This window comes from Pseudomonas panipatensis, assembly GCF_900099785.1.
Classification (GTDB): Bacteria; Pseudomonadota; Gammaproteobacteria; order Pseudomonadales; family Pseudomonadaceae; genus Pseudomonas; species Pseudomonas panipatensis.
The window spans coordinates 1-15047 of sequence record NZ_FNDS01000009.1 but is presented as its reverse complement, the minus strand read 5'-3'; the positions used below and the strand labels follow the sequence as shown (position 1 = coordinate 15047).

Here is a 15047-nt window from a genome sequence, read left to right as displayed (position 1 = left end):
GTCATTCCAGTAACAGACGGCGGGCGAGGCTTTCGACGAAGCCCTCGTCCTGGCCGTTGGGGTGCGCCTGGAAGGCCAGGTGCAGGTATTCGTGGGTCAGGTCCAGGCGGTCCTGCATGCTGTACAGGCCACGCACATAGATGCGCTGGCGCTCGCGGTCGACGTAGGGGCGCCCGGACGACAGCTGGCACACGGCGAAGCTGGACAGTTCCTCGTAGCCGGGCTCGTCATCCAGGCGCGCGCGCCACTCGCGGCGTTGCTTGCGCAGCCAGTCTTCCGCGGCCGGCAGGGGCTGGCAGGCCGCCACCGGGTTGCTCCAGGCACTCAGGCTGGCGCGTGGGAAGGCCCGTGCGAGTATGGCGTCGAAGCGCAGGCCGCTCGCCGCCTGGGCCTGGGCGTCCTGCCAGGACAGGCGCGCCGGGCCGGGCTGATCGTTGTGATAGGTGACCGTGCTACCGGCCAGCACCAGGCCGTCGGTGAAGGCCGCCACCGCGCGCATTTCCGCCACCGCCGGGCGCGGGGCGACGCGCTGGCGCTGGCTGCTGTCGTCGATGCTCAGGCATTCGCCGCGCGGCGCGGCGTTCTGCAGCAGGTAGGTGCGGATGGTCACCGCCAGGGCCTTGGCCGCTTCCGCCGGCTCCGCCGTGGCTTCGCGCTGCAGCACGCGGGCGACGTACTCCTCGCGGTCCAGGCGCGCCACCAGTTGCGGCTGGCCATCGCTGCGCTGGAGGAACAGCTCGCCGCTGCTGTCGATAGCCAACTGGTTGCCGTTGTCGAAGGTCACCTGGTAACGCCCGTTGAGGACGCCGGGCGTTGCCGGACGGCCCTGGGCGCCGAGCACCTGGCGCAGCGGGTAGCGGCTGAACAGGCCGACTTCGACGCAACGCCCCGGTTCCGCCGGCCAGGGCGTCGGCAGCAGCCCACCGAGCACCTCGGCGTACTGCGCCAGCAGCGTCTTGCTGGTGCCCGGACCGCTCATCCACAGCGGCGTGCCGTCCACCAGCCAGCCGGCGAAGCCGCCACGGCGCGCTTGCGCATCGCGTTCGTCGAGCCAGCTCCAGGTCTTCACCCGCAGGCGGCCGCCGAGACTGGCCACGGCATGGCCGTCATCGGCGTTCAACGCCACATTCAAGAGCACCCGGCGTGCTTCGGCCTGGGCCGGCAGACGCGCCAGCAGGTCGAGCAGCTCGGCCACCGGCACCTCGGTCTGCGGCTGCACGCGGTCGAGATCGAGCAGCCACTCCGGGGCCTGGTGCGCCGACCAGTAGCGCCGCCAGGTCGCCGCGTCCAGGCCGAGCCGCGCCGGCTGGTAATACAGGCCGCAGGACTTCACCAGCGCCTGCTCGCGACCGATGCTCTGCCCGGCCGTGCAGCAATAGACCTCTTCGCGCGATTCGCCCGTGCAGGAGTAGTCCGCCTCGCGCTGACCGCTATCCACCAGCCAGGCGAAGACGAACAGCTTCCACAGGCTGCCCAGCGGCGTGCGCAACGCCGCCGGCAGGGGCTGGCGCTCCAGCACCTGTTGGCGATCCAGGCGCAGCAACTGATCGCCCTGGGGCGTGCGCCAGGCCAGTTGCACCGGCGCGGGCGCCGCTGCCGCGCAAAGCGGCAGCAGGAGCAGCAGCCAGGCCAGGCGCGGACGCATTACTCGACCTTGATCCGCGCCAGCGCCGGGGTCTGCTCCAGCGCCTGGTCCTGCGGCGCGTAGAGGCGCAGGTAGCGCGCCGGCGGCAGGGCGAACTCGCCCTTCTGCGAGAAGCGCACCAGGTGGCGGAAGCGCAGTTCACCGCTGAGGCTGTCCACCGGGATGCCGTAGTGCAGGTCGCCGGGTTCGTTGCGCGCGCGTTCGAGGCTGGTCGCCTCGGTGCCGCCCAGGCCGCTGATCTGGATGCCCCAGGTGGTGCGTTCGACATCGGCGCCCGGCGGCAGTGGCACTTCCAGCATGCCGTAGCGCAACGCGGTGCTGCCCTCGCTCTTGAGGGTCACTTCGTCGAGGTAAAGGTCATCGCTGGAGATCGGCTTGTCGCCCAGCGCTTCGACCTTGAACTCGAAGGCCTTGTCGCCCGGCACCAGGCGCAGCAGACGGCGGCTGATCGTCAGCGGCAACTGACTGGCCGGCGCTTCGGCGCTGCGGAAGCTCAGCGACGCGGCCAGGGCATGCGCCGGCGCGCTGTCCAGGTTCAGCTCGGCGGGCACTCCCTGGCCCTGCCACTGCCAGTAGCGCTCGCCACTCGGGCCTTGTTGTTCCAGCCAGTCCTTGCCTGGCTTCAGCGCGGCTTCGGCCGGTGCCTGGGCCAGGGCACGCTGCAACCAGGTCAGCGCCAGGGCGCGTTCCAGGGTCGATTGCTGCGGACCGAGACGCGCCAGCAGGGCGCGCGCCCGCGCGGCATCCGGCGCGGCCAGGGACAGTTGCACGGCCTGGGCGAATGGCTGATCGCTGGTGTTGAGTTTCAGCCGCGCGCCATCGAGCTGCTTGGCGAAGGCCGCCGGCAGCGGCACCTTGGCTTGCTGCGCGAGGTTGGCGGCGAGGACGCGCGCCACGGCCAGGCCGAGATCGGAGTCCGGCTCGGCCATCACCAGGCTGACCGCGCCATCGGCCGGCAGCTTGGCGCTCTCGCCCTCGCCGGCCTTGGCCAGGTCGTCGAGCAGGCCGCCGACCAGGGTCTGCACCGGCAGTTGCATGTCACGGGCGAAGCCGAGGATCAGCGCGCGCTGCAGCAGCGGCGTCTGCCCTGCCAGCTTGGCGTAGAGCTCGAGCACGCGCTGCCAGTGCTCGGGCGGCAGGTCGATCTCCAGGGCGCGGCTGGCATGCCAGTCGGCGTAGTAGGCATAGGCGGTGAGGAAGGCATCGCTGTCAGTGTCGCCGCCCCACCAGGTGAACCAGGCGTTCGGACCGGCCATCTGCACCAGGCGCAGGCGGCTGTTCTGCATGATCAGGCGCAGGCGGTCGCGGACCCGCGGCTCGCCGCCGGCCAGCAGCGGGTAGGCCACGCTCAGCGGCAGCAGGCGGCTGGCGGTCTGCTCGACGCAGCCGTAGGGATAGGCCAGCAGGTCGTCGAGGCTGCCACGGAACAGCGCCTGGGCGCTGTCGTCGAGGCGCAGGCGGATGTCACGGGCGTCCGCCGGCAGTTGCAGCGGGCTGCTCTGCGCGGCCAGTTCCAGCGAGCGCGCCTGCAGCACCTGCCAGCCATCGGCGGCGAGGGCGAAGCGCACGCCCAGGCTGTCGCGCAACTGGCCGTCCTGGCGCAGCTCGGCGCTCCATTCGCCGTCGCTCAGGGCCTGCGCCGGCAGGCGCACATAGTTGACACCCTTGGCCAGCTCCAGCGCTTGGCTCTGCTCCTGGCCGGCGTAGCGGATCAGCAGGTCGGCCTTGAGCGCCTGCTCGCCCTGGTTGAACACAAACAGACCGAGGTCCGGCTTGTCGCCGGCGCGGAAACGGGTCGGCCCGCTCCACTTCAGGTACAGCGGCTTCTCGGAGCGGATGAACTGCTTCTTCTGGCCGACCTGGCCGTTATCGTCCATGGCCCGCGCGGTGATACGCCAGCGGGTCAGCGAGTCGGGCATGCGGAAGCTGAAGCGCGCCTTGCCGTTGGCATCGCTGACCAACTGCGGTTGCCAGGCGGCGGTATCGACTTCTTCGCGGCGCGGCCGCTCCAGCACCTTGACGCCACGCTCGCTGCGGTTGGCCCGTCCCGGTGCGCTGGCGTTGCCCGGCAGGGCCACGTCATAGCTGATGAAGGACAGGCTGGCGCTGGTGCGCACGTTGTTGCGCCGCGGGTGGTAGAAGAACTGGTCGATGCCGGGGGCGATCTCCGGCTGCAAGGCGTAGATCATTTCGTCCACCACGCCCACCGTGAGGTGGCTCGACACCGGCTTGCCGGCGTAGCGCGTGGTGAGTTCGACGGTCACCGTCTCGCCCGGCTCGTAGCGCTCCTTGTCGGTGGCGATGGCGATCTCCACCTGCGGCACCGTGACCTTGATCCCGGCGTTCTGGAAACTGTAATCGCCGCCACGGGTGTAGAGCACGGAGAAGGTCAGGTTCGGCGAAAAATCAGGTTTCACCGGAATGCGCGCGCGGTACTGCGTGGCATTGAGTTTCTCCAGCTTGAGCCAGTCGCCGCCCTTGGACAGCAACGCGGTGGCCTCAACCTTGTCGCGCTCCAGCGAAAGCAGCGCGTCGTCCACCGGCTCGGGGAAGGTGATCAGCGCCAGGGCTTCGTCGCCGGCCTGGTACTCGGCCTTGTCGAGGACGATCTCGACGGTGCCGGGCACGGCCTTGACGCCCTCGCCGCTCACCGAGTGGCCGGTGCCGCCGAGCAGTTGGCCGTGCTCGTCGCGCAGTTCGATGCTGTAGGTGCCGGGCTTGTCGAAGGTCAGTTCGAAGTGCCCCTCGCCCGCCGCGCCCTCGCCGCTGGAGCGGTCCTCCAGGCGCAGCCAGCGGTAGCTCTTCGGTTTCAGCGCGGTGGGCTGCTCGGCGGCGTAGCTGAATTGCACCTTGTCGCCCACCGCGCTGAAGCGCTGCGGCGCGCTCAAGCTGTAGCGGGCGGCGCCGCGCTCGATGAGGATTTCCTTGCTGGTCTTGACCCGGTAGGCGGCGCCATCGCTGGCGAACACCGTCAGCAGGTAGCGGCTCGGCTTGTCCGCCGCGGGCAGCTCCAGCGCGGCGCGGCCCTGGGCGTCGGTGGTCAGTTCGGCGCTGGACAGCTCCACCGGGAACTGGCCGAGGTACTGCAACTCGTTGTCGACCATGGACAGTTGCTGCGCACGCAGGGTCAGTTGCAGGCGTGCATTGGCCACCGGCTTGCCATCCGGGTAGAGCAGGATCAGGTTGCCCTTGACCGGCTCGCCGGTGCGGAAGTCCGGCTTGGCCAGGTCGAGGGAAATCTCGAAGTGCGGCTTGATGTACTCGGCCACGCGGAAGGCACTGCCGTAGGTCTGCCCGCGGTAGTCGAAGCGCAGCTCATAGCCGCCAGCCACGGCGTTGTCCGGCAACTGGAAGCGGCCCTGAGTGCCGCCCTTGGGATCGAGCTGCAGATCGAGGCTCTGCAGCGTGGTGCCGGCGGCGTCGATCACGCTGAGCTTCAGCGGCGCCGCCTGCGGCGCCTGGGAGTCACGGGCGTTCTTGAACTCGCGGCCGACGACCTTCAGCGACACCCAGTCGCCCGGTCGGTACAGCGGACGGTCGGTGAAGGCGTAGAGCTTGGTGTCGTAGATCTCGCTGTCGTAATAGAAGTTCTCCGAGACGAAGACCCCGCCCTCCTTGTCCTCGCCGATCACGAAGGAGCGCTCCGGGCTGGCGTGCTGCAGGCGCAGCAGGCCCTCGCCGTCAGTATGCCCGCTGCTCATCACGCCAAGGCCGTCGGTCCACAGCACCTGGGTGTCCGGCACCGGGGTGCCCTCATGCTTGCGCGCCGACCAGACCAGCAACTCGTTGCCGGCGATCTTGCTCACCGCCACCGTGTTGGAGACGAACACCACGGTGGTGGCGCGGTACTTGCCGACCAGCGCCTCGACCAGGTACAGGCCCGGCTTCAGCTTGCCCAGCGGGATGTAGACGTTGCCCGGCGAGACATTGATGAACTCGCTGGAGGAGCCGGCCAGCTTGACGTCCTTCGGCGGCTCGATGGGCTTGGCGTCCCACAGCGGATAGCGGAACTGGCTGACCATCGGCAGGCCGGGAATCGGCGCGTACTGCGGCGGTGCCTCGTAGGGCGTGGGCGCGCTGATCGCCTGGCCCATCTTCAGCTCCGGCACCACCTCGGTGACCTGCTTGCGCGACTCATAGGTGAAGGCGCGCTGCATGACCCGGCGCGACTTGCGGTACCAGTTGTCCCACAGGTAGGCCAGGGTGTTGCTCAGGCCCTCGCCCTTGAACTGCCCCTCGGCGAGCACCCGGTGCAGGTTCTTCTGGCGTTTGAGGAAGTCCAGCGGCTGGTCGATGCGGTAGACGCGGATATCCACCCCACCGTAGCTCTCCATGCGATAGCGCCGGTAGTCGCGGCCGGGCGCTTCCAGGCGCACACGAGCCACTTCGTCGGTGGCGAAGCTGCTGTCGGCCAGCAGGAAGAACGACTCGCCGCTCATCGGCGTGTAGTTGCTCGGCGGCACCGCGTCGTCGGCGCGGCTGGCATCGACCGGGGCCAGCAGCAGGCCGCACAGGGCCAGGCCGGCGAACGCGGCGAGCGCCTTCATCGGGCGAGGAAGGACAAGCGATAGATGCCGATAAAGTTGGGATTGGATTCGTCGGGTATCCATCGGGTGTCCTTCCATGTCATGAGTTGTTGCAGGCTGACCGAGCGCATGCCGTTGTCGTTCGGCGTGCGGGTTCCGGTGTGGTAGGCGATGTTGCGGCCCATCCAGATCATCAGGTGCTGGTCGTCGCCCTGGTCGAAGAAAATCAGGTCGCCCGGCCGCGCCTGGTTGAGGTCGCGGCCGACGAGCTGGCTGTTGTACTGAATCAGTTTGATCGCGTTGACGTAGGGGCCGACCTGGCCGCCGCCCTGCTGCCAGGTCTGCGCGAGCTGACGCTGCTCGGCGCTGAGCGTCAGCTCCGGCGGCAGGTAGCGGTTGGACAGGCCGTTGGCGCGCAGCCACTTGTCGTCATGCACCTTGAGCGCCTCGTTGGCGGCGAAGCGCACCAGGCCCGCGCAGTCCTGCTGCTGCCAGCGCGGGCTGGGGCCCTGGCGCAACTGCTCCTCGGCGATGCGCACGAACCAGGCGCGAAACACCTGCGACTGCTCCGGGTCGAGCGCCGCGCCGGCCGCCTGTGTGACCTGGGCGAAGCACAGCCCCAGCGCGAGCAGCAGCGCGCGTGGCGTCACAGCGGCCGCCATTGCAGCGGCAGCCACTGCCAGGCTTGGTCGGTGCTGCTGCCGGCCGGCAGGCCGAGGGCGTAGCCGCCATGTCCGGCGAGGGCCTTCAGGCGGGGCATGAGCAGGCTGTCGGCGGCATTGCGGAACACCGGCTCCAGGTCCTGCGGCAGGCTCTCGAGGGTTTCCCGCTGGAGCAGCGCGGAAAGCGACTGTGGCGCCAGATAGGCCGGCACCAGGGCATCCTTGGGCAGCACATCGGCCAGCGGCGGATAGCGCTTGTCGAGGGTGCCGAGGGCCTTTTCCAGCAATTGATCGTCGATCGAGAACAGCAGGGTGTTGCCCTTGCGCGCCAGGCCGACGCGGAAGAAACCACGGCCACTGATGGCCTCGGGGTCCACCGCCTGCTCGGCGGGGTACTGACCGAAATTCGAGCTGACCAGGCGCAGCCATTTGCGCGTATCGCCGTTGGTCTGCGCATCCACCGGGAAGCTGCCGCCCTCGGCGTTCGGCTCGAAGGCGCCGACCATGCTGGCGAACAGCTTGCCGAGGTCGTCGTCGAGTTCGCTGCTGGGCGGCGCACTGAGGGTCGCCACCAGCAGCGGCGAATGCAGGCGCGAGTCGGCATACCAGCAGAGGCCGGCGGCACCGCTGAGGTGCTCGGAGAAGGCCGCGGCCATCTTCTGCTCGGCGCCCAGGCGCACCAGCAGGCTGTCATACAGGCCGGGCGTCAGCGGCAGGGCCACGCAGGCACTGGCGCCCATCGGCATGGCTTGCCACACCGGACTGAAATCCAGCTCCGGCTGGCGCTCCACGGCATTCAGCGCCAGGTAGCTGTGCCAGCCCTTGGCGTCCTTGTCAAAGCGCACGCCGGCGAAGGCCGGGATGAAACGCTGATAACCCATGGCCAGGACGCTGGCATCGAGGGTGATGCGCTGGCTCAGCTCGCCGCGCGCGGTCAGGCCGAACTGGCGCGGGAAGGCATCCTCGCCGCCGAGCAGCGCCGCCAGGTCGCCGCTGGCCTGGGCATCGGCCTCGCCGAGGGTGTCGCCATCGGCCTTGGGATAGAGCATCTTCGGGTTGGACAGCAGCAGCAGGTAGTCGCCACGGGAGGCGAACAGCAGGGTCTTGGCGGCGCCGTAGCGCAGGCGATAGAGCGCGGTGGGCGAGCCTTCCACCTTGAGTTCGCCGACCTTGCGCAACTGGCTGTCATCGGCGGCGACATGGGCCAGCGGCTCCAGCACCTTAGCCAACCCACCGCGCTTCATCAGCACCAGGAAATCGCGCAGGCGGCCATCGGCGCCGCGCCACAGGGCGACCTGCGCCGGCTGGTCGAGGAGTTCCTCGATCAGGCTGTCCTTCAGCGTCAGCTCGTGCTCGTAGACGATGCGCCGCAAGCTGCCGCCGAGGCCCAGGCGGTCGGCATTGTTCTCGTAGTAGAAAACGAAGTCCTCGGTCAGGGTGTCGCGCAGCAGCGGCACCTCCAGCACTTCCTTCGGCAAGCGGCTGAGCGACGCGCTGTCGATCAGCGCATCCGGCCGCTTGAGATTGAATGCCGGCACCTCGCCCTGCGGCGCTTCCAGGCTCGCCACCTGACCGTGGTGCGACGGCAGCAGGCCATAGCGCAGGGCCACGCCGCCGAGCACCGCGACGGCGACCAGACCGGCGAGGATCAGGGGCCAGCGTCGCACGCCCGGCGCAGGGCTGGCGTTGCTGGGAGCGCCGCTCGGCGCGCTGCTGGAGGGGGTGTTATCGCTCATGCTTGCTCGATCCCGTTTCATCCCTGCGAGGGGCGGCTTCAGTAAGTGAAGGTCTTGACCAGTACCAGGTCGCCGATGGTGCGCAGCGGCACCACGAAGGTCTCGCGCTTCTCGTTGACGCTGTTTTCGTTGAACACCAGGTTGACCTGGGCGGTGATCACCTCCTGCTGATTGCTGCCAGCCTGGAAGTTGTAGCCCTGATCACCGTAGTTGCCCCAGTAATTGACGTAGACCAGATAGGTGCCGTGCAGCGGCGCGGCCATGGTGAACATTTCCGGGCCGGGACCGTCGACGCCATCCGGGTCGAGGCCGCCGCCATTGTTCAACCGCGGCCGCGCCCAGAAGGCATGCTGGCCGTCGGGCGTGACGATATGCAGGTCGAGCTCGGCCTTCGGATCATCCCAGCCGAGGACCACGCGCACCCGTGGCGGGACGCGCCCGGCGTTGGCCTCGTAGAACTGCACGCGCTTGAGCGAGCGGCCATCGGCGCTGGCCACCTCGACGCTGTTGGAGCCACTGCCAAAGGCATAGGGACGGACGAAGCGCCCCTGGGCGTCGGTGTACAGCGGCAGGGGATTGCCATTCACCACCAGGCGCTGCGCGCGGTCGATGCCGGCCAGTTCGCGCAGGTGGCCCTCGATCAGACTGCGGCCACGCTGGCCGCCACGGTCGATGGGCGGTGTCGGATAGGCGACGCGCGGACTGTCCAGGTCATCGAGCAGACCGGAATAGCGCCAACCCGCAGTCGGGCTGGCCAGCTCGGCGCCCGGCTCAGCACCAACCGCCCCGGCCAGCAACAGGCCAAGCAGCAGTGCCCAATGGCAGCGGAAATCCTGGAGACGCATGAGCAATCCTTTGTCGCGCGTATGGAGCCGCAAAGTGTAGCGGGAGGTTTCAGCGTGGGAAATGCCTGCCAGGCGACGCAGTGACGCAGCGCTCAGCTTTTCAGGCACAGCCTTAAGCACACCGCGGTGATGCAAACCACCCTATCGCCGCCTCCCGACGCGGCGAAGTCGGCTGCCCCTGGCAGAACGGCTGGATCGAGCGATTGTTCGCCCCCCTGAAAAACACGCTGGAGCGCTGGCGGGTGCTGAACGCTGAGCAGCTAGACAAGGTCTTGGAGCAATTCATCACCAGACGCAATAGCGCACGGCTCCCGCAGAACCTGGCTGGGTGCACATCACCGGAAGCATGACACGGGATCGATCCGTACCAGCGAACGCCTCGGCGGATGACTTGGTTCGACGCCTGGGATGGGTGGCTGACCGGCTATTACTTCCCTTGGTGATTCGGCGGTTCGATCACCCAGCCACCGAAAAAGTCCTTGTCCATAGATCAGGCGGAGAGATTCGTTCCGATGGCAAGCAGGGCTGACTTTTCGGCCATTTCAGCCGGAGGAATCAGGTGAAAAATCGATCAGCGGTAGAGGCGAAGACGGCGGATTCGATGATTTGACGTAAAAACCTCCCCGCTGCAATGGCGGGGAAGTTGATTTGGATAGTTTGGAGGGACAGGATGCCGTGAAATTCCACCGGCAAATTCCGGTTTTTTATAGAGCACTTACTCAACCACATACGTAGTGAATTTATTTGGTTCCTCTTCCAAGTGCAGCCGCGCACAATTTGGACATCGATACACAGTGACAGCTCCCTCATCAAGAGCCTCATATAGCTGATCAGAAGAAAGCCTATCTCCGTTATCCAACCTTCCTCCCAATTTCTCTATCGATGACTCAGGAATTAAAGTTAACTCGCAGTCTGACCACCCTTGGGAAAGATTCATAACGTAACCGCATGCACAAGAATACTTTGGCATAATTAGCCCCCTCCAGACGGCCGATCAAATCGGACAACCACCCCATCAGAACCTTGGAAGAATATAGTTTTTATATTCTGTGCGTTATTTTTCCCCCACATACGAGCGGCAATGGAAGACATATCAGCACTAGGTAAGTCTGCCTGCACTAGAACTCCGCCTGCTTGATTCGCTTTTTTCTCTATTGCCCTGACTATATTGGTCGGAGCCAAGTTCTTCGGCGTATATACATCGATAGAGCCAATCCCATCAACATGTAAGTCTGCAGTGCGCTGCCCCTGAATCCCCTTAGCTGATGCGGTGGTCTGGTGCGTAACATCATAGCCAAGACCAGATAGCCCTTGTCCTGCTCGCACTTCGTTTGCATCAGGTATTGCACCAGGCTCAATCTTAATTTTCCCTGTTGTCGCAGCCCCTCTTGCCCCCGCCCCATAAATCCCCAGCCCATTGAGGATAGCCGAGGCGCCCCACAGCACCTGTTCGCCCGTGCTGGGCGTGGCGCCGGAGATCGGGTTTGCGCCGCCGGCCGCTCGGTAGACTTGGCAGGCCGTCGAGGCCATGCCGAATCCTCCGCAGCCCGCGTCGAATGCGCCGGCGCCCCATTGTTTGAGGGAAGCATCGGCTTGTGCGTTCGCGCTCTGCTGTTGCGTCTGGGCGACCTGGGCCTGTTCCGGCGTGGCTGGCATCAGCCGCCATTCCTTGCCCAGCTCGGTGTTCACGACCTGATCGCTGACCTGGCAGAAACCGTTGGCTGAGCCCGAGCACGGGATGATATCGCCTGGCTTGGTTTTGCCTACGTACTCCGCCCCCATGTCATCGCCTACGGCGATACGCTCGGTTTCCAGTACGCTACGACCCTTTTCTCGTAGCGCCTGGATATCGGCCTTGAGTGCCTGGCAGACGCCGCTGTTGCCTGCGCCACCTGGGCAGTCGCGTTGGTACTGGGCCTCCTTCTGCTTCAGGCTGAGGCTTTCGTAGGTGGAGAGATGGTTGTTCTCCACGGCATTCTTACCCGCCTGCGCAGCCGCCAATGCACCCGCCGCATCGCCCCTGAGCGCCGCGCCCGCGATGCCCGCCGCCAAGGTCGAGAGTGCCGAGATCGTTTGTTTCTGCTCTTCGCTCAAACCACGGGTGTCGTTGTTCTTGACGCCATAGAGCTGGTCGGCGATGGCCTTGGCGATCAGTTCTCCGCCTGCCGCACCGGCCGCTCCGGCTGCCGCCGAGTTGCCCTGCGCTTGCGCCACCACCGCGCCCAACACGGCCTGGGCCATGATCCGCGCGCTGTCGTTGTCGCCGGTTTGCTGCTTGATGACGTTGGCCAGGTAGGGCGCCGATGCCCCCGCCAAGGCCGATCCGATGTCGCCACCGGCCAGCCCTTGTAGGGCGGCTGTCACCGCCTGGGCCGCGCGTTGCAGATCGCTGCCGGTACCGTAGCTGGCCATCGCCGCCTGGTACGCCGGGCTATTGCGGATCTGCTCCTGGGTGGGCGTGCGGTTGCCCTCCTCGGCCAACTTCGCCTTCGCGGCTTTTTCGGCCTCGATCTGCCCCTGCGTCCGCACGATGTCCATCGCCTGGGTGCCAATCTCGGCGATCAACTGCACCTGCTGCAGCCGCTGCTGTTCCTTCTCCTTGTCGAAGATCGGACTGATGCTACCGTTGGCGTGCTCGACGTCGCGGCTCAGGCTGGCGACGTCCTGCTGCTGGCTGGCCGGGTCGCGAACGTCGATGGCGCCGTTGGCGATGGCCGAGTTCGTGGTGCCGCTGGCGCTGTCGCCGTGGGTGTAGGCCACCAGCATGCCGCTGGGCATATTGCTGGTGAACTTGCCGCTGCCGTCATTGCCGCTGCTGACGCTGACGCTTTGCTGCTGGCTCTTGTAGTCGGCCTTGTTGTCGAGGCTGCTCCAACCCAGGGTGGCGGTGCTCAGGCGGTTCTTGTCGGCGTCGGCGGTACTGGCGATGACGCTGCCGTCCAGTTGCGTGTGGTTGCCCACGTCGATCTGGAAACCGCCCTTGCCGGCGTAGAGGCCGGTCTGCTCCTGCACGCTCTGGTAGTTGGAGTCGATCTTGCTCTGGCTGGCGCTGAAGTTGGCACTGCCGCCCGAGCCGATGATCGCAACGCTTGCCCCGGCGGAGACGTTCTTCTGCTTGGAGTCGTAGTAGTCGCTGTCCTGCAGGCTCTGCAGGGTCAGGTCGCGGCCGACGTTGGCGATGATCTGCTCGCCGTTGACCTGCGCGCCCTTGAGCGCGGTGTCGCGGCCGCTGACCAGACTGGCCTTGCCACCCGCATCGAGCGTGGTTTCGCTCCAGGTGGTGCCGGTGCCTTTCTCCTTGCCCGAGCCCTGGTTGGCGCTGGCGAAAATACTCAGGCCCGCCTTGCCGTCGGAGCCATAGCCCAGGCTGGCGCCGATCGCCCCACCGCTGCTGCTGTTCTTGCCAGCGAGCGTCTGGGTGTTGGCTGCGGCCTCCAGCGTGATGTCGCGATTGGCCGCCAGCAGCAGGTCGTTACCAGCCTTGAGTTGGCTGCCCTGGATGTGGATGTCGCCATCCTGGCCTACCGCGCCACTGCCGGTGGCCAGGATGTTGAGGCTGTTGCCGGCGGTCAGGCTGCTGCCCTGGCTGACGCTCTGTTCCTGGGTCTGCTTGGAGCTGGACTTCTGCGAACCCAGGGAGGCGCTGATGCCGAAGAACTGTTTGACACCACCTTCCTCACTGCCCTGCTGTGCCGCCTGCCAGGCCTGCACGCCGGTCAGCCCGGCCTTGATGCCCTGCAGGGCGGAGAGTCGGCTGTCATCCTCGCTCCGAGCCTGCTTGGCGGTCTGGTACGCCGAGTCCATGGCGCTGCCCACGCTGCCGGAGAGCGCGAGGGTCAAGCCGCTGCTCTTGCTCTTGTAGGTCTGTTCGCTGCGGTTCTCGTTCTGCGCGGCGAGGATGTTGACGTTCTGCCCGATGAGGTTGATGTCCTTGCCGGCGACCACATCCGAACCGCGGATGGTCAGGTCCTTGCCGGCTTGGATATCGACGTTGCCGAGCACGCTGCCGATGGTGCTGCCGCGAGTCTGCTCGGTGTGCTCGGTCTGGGTCGCCTTGGTGCTGGCCGAGCCGATGCTGAAGCCGAGCCCGCCGCTGCTCATCACGCCGGACTTCTTCTTCGATTCGGCGTGGCTGGTTTCGCTGGTTTCGGTAGCGCCGTCGACCACCACGTTGCGCCCGGCCACCAGACGGGTGCCGTTGCTGGAGGCGACGTCGCTGGCGCTGACGCCGATGTCCTGGCCGGCGCGAATGGCCACGGTATCGGCGCTGACCAGCGAGCCCACCTGCGTGGTGCTACTGCTGCTGTCGATGGTCGTTTTCGAAGAGCTGGACAGCCCCGAGTGGCTGGTCTTGGTCTTGCGGTAGTAGCTGTAGTCGCTGTCTTCGGCGGCGACCAGGTTCACGTCGCGCGAGGCATACAGGTAGGCCTCGCGCGAAGCGCTGATCTTGCTCGCCTGCAGCCTGAGGTCTTGACCGGAGGCGACGCTGACGCTGCCCCCAGCATTCAGCTCGCTGCCCTGCTGCTGGACGTGGTCCTCCTGCGCGGTGACCTTGCGGGTGTTGCTATAGCTATGGCTCTCATCCGCCGCCGAGGCGAGCGTCACATCCCGCCCCGCACTCAACGCCGCATCCCGTGCCGCATCCAGCCGGCTGGCCACGGCGCTCAGGTCACGCCCGGCGCTGATGTCGAGGTCGCGGCCGGCGCTGGCCTCGGCGCCGAGTTGGCGGATGCTCTGGCTGGACGAGCGGCTGCCGTTGACCTGGCCGTTGATGGTTTCGACCGAGGTGATGTTGAGGTCGCGGCGGGCGTTCAGGCGCAGGTCGTTGCCGGCCTTGAGGACGCCGCCGAGGTTGCCGATGTCGCGCCCGGCGCTGATGTCGAGGTTGCCGGCGGCTTCGATGCGCGCGGCGCTGTCGGCGAAGCTGGCGGTCCAGGTGCGTTGGCCCTGGGCGCTGTCGATGCGGGTCACGCTGCGTTGGTTGATGACGTCGCCGGTCAGCGCCGTGAGGCTGACATCACGCCCGGCGATGATGCCGCCCTGGGCATTGCGGATGCTGTCAGTGGCCAAGAGTTGCAGGCGTTGGCTGGCCTCGATCAGTCCGCTGTTGTCGATGTTCGCCGCTGTGGCGGAGAGGTTGCCGCTGGCGCGCAGGGTGCCTTGGTTGGTCAGCTTGCCGCCGCTGATCAGGCTGACGTCCTGGCCCTGGATCAGCGCGCCGTTGGGCGCCAGGCGGTTCTTCGCCTGGGCCAGGTAGAGCACCGGCACCAGGACTTTCTCGCCGTTCACCTCGGCCTCTTCCAGCCAGACGATGTCGTGGGTCAGCGCCGCCACTTGCTCCGCGCTCAAGCCCACGCCGACGCTCAGGTGCAGGGCGTCCTTGTAGGCGATGGCGTTGTCCATCAGGTACTTGAACAGCGCTTCGTCGCTGGCCATGCCGTCGATGAAGCGCTGCCCGGTGCGCGCCACCACGGCCTGCTGGAGCAGACGTTGTTCGTAGAGGCCGTCGCCGAGGCGCTTCTGTGCCCGATCCGGGTCGTAGCCGAGTTGGCCGAGCAGGTAGTCGGAGCTGAGGAAGCTTTTCAGGCTGGTCAGCGCCGGGTTGGTCTCGATCAGGTATTTGTGGCTGTTGT

The 15047-nt window shown here is 66.8% G+C and carries 6 protein-coding genes; all 6 read right to left on the bottom strand.

The annotated features are described in order from the left end of the window. Window position 1: 1 nt before the first annotated feature. Window positions 2–1645: a DUF2300 domain-containing protein gene (locus tag BLQ74_RS20055; RefSeq protein ID WP_090265534.1), complete on the bottom strand. Its 1644-nt coding sequence runs from the start codon at window positions 1643–1645 to the stop codon at window positions 2–4. Continuing rightward, complete coding sequence (locus tag BLQ74_RS20050; RefSeq protein ID WP_090265532.1) at window positions 1645–6192, bottom strand: alpha-2-macroglobulin family protein; 4548 nt, start codon at window positions 6190–6192, stop codon at window positions 1645–1647. The genes BLQ74_RS20055 and BLQ74_RS20050 overlap by 1 nt, the downstream gene beginning before the upstream one ends. Beyond that, the gene (locus tag BLQ74_RS20045) at window positions 6189–6833 is read right to left on the bottom strand and encodes a DUF1175 domain-containing protein (protein ID WP_090265530.1); all 645 of its coding nucleotides are present in this window, start codon (window positions 6831–6833) and stop codon (window positions 6189–6191) included. Before BLQ74_RS20045 ends, BLQ74_RS20050 begins: the two co-directional genes overlap by 4 nt. Beyond that, the gene (locus BLQ74_RS20040; protein ID WP_090265528.1) at window positions 6818–8569 is read right to left on the bottom strand and encodes a DUF2138 domain-containing protein; all 1752 of its coding nucleotides are present in this window, start codon (window positions 8567–8569) and stop codon (window positions 6818–6820) included. The genes BLQ74_RS20045 and BLQ74_RS20040 overlap by 16 nt, the downstream gene beginning before the upstream one ends. A 38-nt stretch (window positions 8570–8607) precedes the next feature. Continuing rightward, window positions 8608–9414 carry a YfaP family protein gene (locus tag BLQ74_RS20035; RefSeq protein WP_090265525.1) on the bottom strand — a complete coding sequence of 269 codons (807 nt, stop codon included), beginning with the start codon at window positions 9412–9414 and terminating at the stop codon, window positions 8608–8610. A 972-nt stretch (window positions 9415–10386) separates the two neighbouring features. Further along, window positions 10387–15047: hemagglutinin repeat-containing protein (locus tag BLQ74_RS20025; RefSeq protein ID WP_212633150.1), on the bottom strand; the 4661-nt coding region annotated here is incomplete at its 5' end.

Bases quoted from the DNA above. Each gene is read 5' to 3' on its own strand.
- BLQ74_RS20055 (WP_090265534.1), bottom strand. From the start codon at position 1,645: ATGCGTCCGCGCCTGGCCTGGCTGCTGCTCCTGCTGCCGCTTTGCGCG.
- BLQ74_RS20050 (WP_090265532.1), bottom strand. From the start codon at position 6,192: ATGAAGGCGCTCGCCGCGTTCGCCGGCCTGGCCCTGTGCGGCCTGCTG.
- BLQ74_RS20045 (WP_090265530.1), bottom strand. From the start codon at position 6,833: ATGGCGGCCGCTGTGACGCCACGCGCGCTGCTGCTCGCGCTGGGGCTG.
- BLQ74_RS20040 (WP_090265528.1), bottom strand. From the start codon at position 8,569: ATGAGCGATAACACCCCCTCCAGCAGCGCGCCGAGCGGCGCTCCCAGC.
- BLQ74_RS20035 (WP_090265525.1), bottom strand. From the start codon at position 9,414: ATGCGTCTCCAGGATTTCCGCTGCCATTGGGCACTGCTGCTTGGCCTG.